Here is a 988-nt window from a genome sequence, read left to right as displayed (position 1 = left end):
CCTGAGTTCACAAACGAAGTGCAACACTTCCTTGAGGAGGTGTTGCCATGGGGCGGACTTACAAGCAGCTCTCTCTGGACGACCGATGCGAGATTGCCTGCCTATCGGCCAATGGCAGCTCGGTCCGGCAAATCGCGGCAGCTCTGGATCGCTCGCCATCAACGATCTCTCGGGAACTGAGGCGCAATCGGGGGAGCCAGGTCGGCTACAAGCCGAGCTATGCCCAGCACCAGATGCGAGCGCGGCGCTGGACGGGCGGACGCCTCGAACGGGAGCCCGGCCTGCGCCGCGCGGTGTTGCAACGCCTTCGCCGCGGCTGGTCGCCCGAGCAGGTCGCTGGCCGGCTGGCCCGCGAGCACGGGCGCAAGGTGATCTCCCACGAGACCATCTACCGCTTCATCTATGGCCAACTCAGGCGCACCACGGACTTCAACTGGCGGCGCTATCTGCCGCGCGCCAAGAGCAAGCGCGGCTGCCGCGGCAAGCGGGGCGGCAGCCCCGCAAGCTTCATCGAAGGCCGTGTTTCCTTGGCAAATCGGCCGCTCGAAGCGGCCGACCGCAGCGTGCCCGGACACTGGGAGGCCGACCTGATGATGTTCTCGAAATACGGTCAGGCCGTGCTGACCGTGCACGAGCGCACCTCGCGGCTGCTGCTCGGCATCCGCCTTGCCAGCAAGGTCGCGCGCGGTGTCGCCCGCCATCTCGTGGGCTTCTTCGCGCCCCTTCCACAAGAGCTGCGCCAGAGCGTTACCTTCGACAACGGCACCGAGTTCGCCGGTCACCTGGCGCTGCACCGCCTCTCGATCGCGACCTTCTTCTGCGATCCCCATGCCCCCTGGCAGAAGGGTGGCATCGAGAACGCCATCGGCAGGATGCGCCGCTTTATTCCCCGCAAGACGGATCTCGTAACCCTCTCGACCGCCAGATTCCGCCAGTTCATCGCCGCCTACAACAACACCCCGCGCAAATGCCTTGACTACCGCACGCC

At 65.9% G+C, this 988-nt stretch carries 1 protein-coding gene; it reads left to right on the top strand.

The features are described from left to right. Nucleotides 1-47 precede the first annotated feature (47 nt). A partial coding sequence (locus tag I6F38_RS43225; protein ID WP_225164691.1) for an IS30 family transposase occupies nt 48-988 on the top strand: 941 nt, incomplete at its 3' end.

The organism is Bradyrhizobium sp. BRP56 (assembly GCF_020194035.1).
In the GTDB taxonomy this organism is placed as follows: domain Bacteria; phylum Pseudomonadota; class Alphaproteobacteria; order Rhizobiales; family Xanthobacteraceae; genus Bradyrhizobium; species Bradyrhizobium australafricanum.
This window is presented reverse-complemented; position numbering and strand designations above follow the sequence as displayed.